This is a genomic window from Pseudomonas sp. PGPPP1, assembly GCF_002255865.1.
GTDB classification, from domain to species: Bacteria; Pseudomonadota; Gammaproteobacteria; order Pseudomonadales; family Pseudomonadaceae; genus Aquipseudomonas; species Aquipseudomonas cremoris.
Genome location: NZ_NKIG01000088.1, coordinates 1 through 1,009 on the forward strand (window position 1 = coordinate 1; position 1,009 = coordinate 1,009).

At 53.4% G+C, this 1,009-nt stretch carries 2 protein-coding genes; both read left to right on the forward strand.

What is annotated here, in order from left to right; translation table 11 throughout:
• Positions 1-501: hypothetical protein (locus tag CFE47_RS31245; protein ID WP_236472874.1), on the forward strand; the 501-nt coding region annotated here is incomplete at its 5' end.
• Between the two features lie 29 nt (positions 502-530).
• A complete protein-coding gene (locus CFE47_RS31250; protein ID WP_371919444.1) occupies positions 531-845 on the forward strand; it encodes a hypothetical protein in 315 nt (104 codons plus the stop codon).
• The last annotated feature ends 164 nt before the right edge of the window (positions 846-1,009 follow it).

Here is a 1,009-nt window from a genome sequence, read left to right on the forward strand (position 1 = left end):
AACCCTGCCTGGGTACGTATCGTCGACTACACGCAGCACGCCGAAATTTACCAATACGAAAACGGCAAACGTTCGGGCGGCGCCGTTCGCACCGGCCCCCTGCCGTTCACCCACACACAGGACGTGGGCATGCCAAAGGCAGGGCAAGACCTTACATGGGACTATTACGAAACGCAGATCCGACCCGGTATCGAAACGCAAGTGGATCTATTCTGGGAGGGGACACGCACTCGTTCCTGCTATGTCTCGACGAAGTTCACGCCCCAAGCCGGACGCTATTACCAGTTCAGGCTGACATCCGGCTCATCAGGCAACTGTAGCTTGTACGCATCTCTGATCGAGCGCGACAAGGAAGGAAGCGGTTGGCATCTCACGCCAAACCCGCAGGTGACCTATAACGGCGATGGACCGACGGCCAAAACCCATTACGAGAACAGCCGCTTTGAGAACCCCAATTATCGTCCACCCGCGGATCTCTATCCGGGGATAGACGTTTACTAAACAGGTAAACGACTACAAGGAATCGTTGATTGGCTAGCGCAAAATACTTCCGAATGATCGGTGAGCGAGCCTCAGAGGATCTGTTTGCATGGTCGGCATTTGTCGTGCAAACAGAATTCCTATGGCAAGACACGGCGTCAGTCCAGGACGCCGTCGCTTGGCAGCGTGTTTGGTTCGAGCTGGAAATACTCAACGGGCTTGCATTGGCGCAATGGGAGGATGAGGGAAAACCTGATAACTGGTCGTGCCGCTGGAACACCGACTATCGACAAGAAGCGGCGGTCCTGGCGAATGAGTTGTTGGAGCTGCTGTGCGATGCAGTCTGTTCAAAACATGCCGAATAGAAACTCGGCTGCTCAATGAACCTTTGTCTTTGGGGACTTGTCATTACGAAAATGGGCATGACCCGGTATATCCGGCTAGACCTGTCGCAAGGTGAGTATATGGAAGACATAGATGATTTTAGATTTAGATGCCACGAGCTACTAGTTGAGCTTGATGCCGCCAA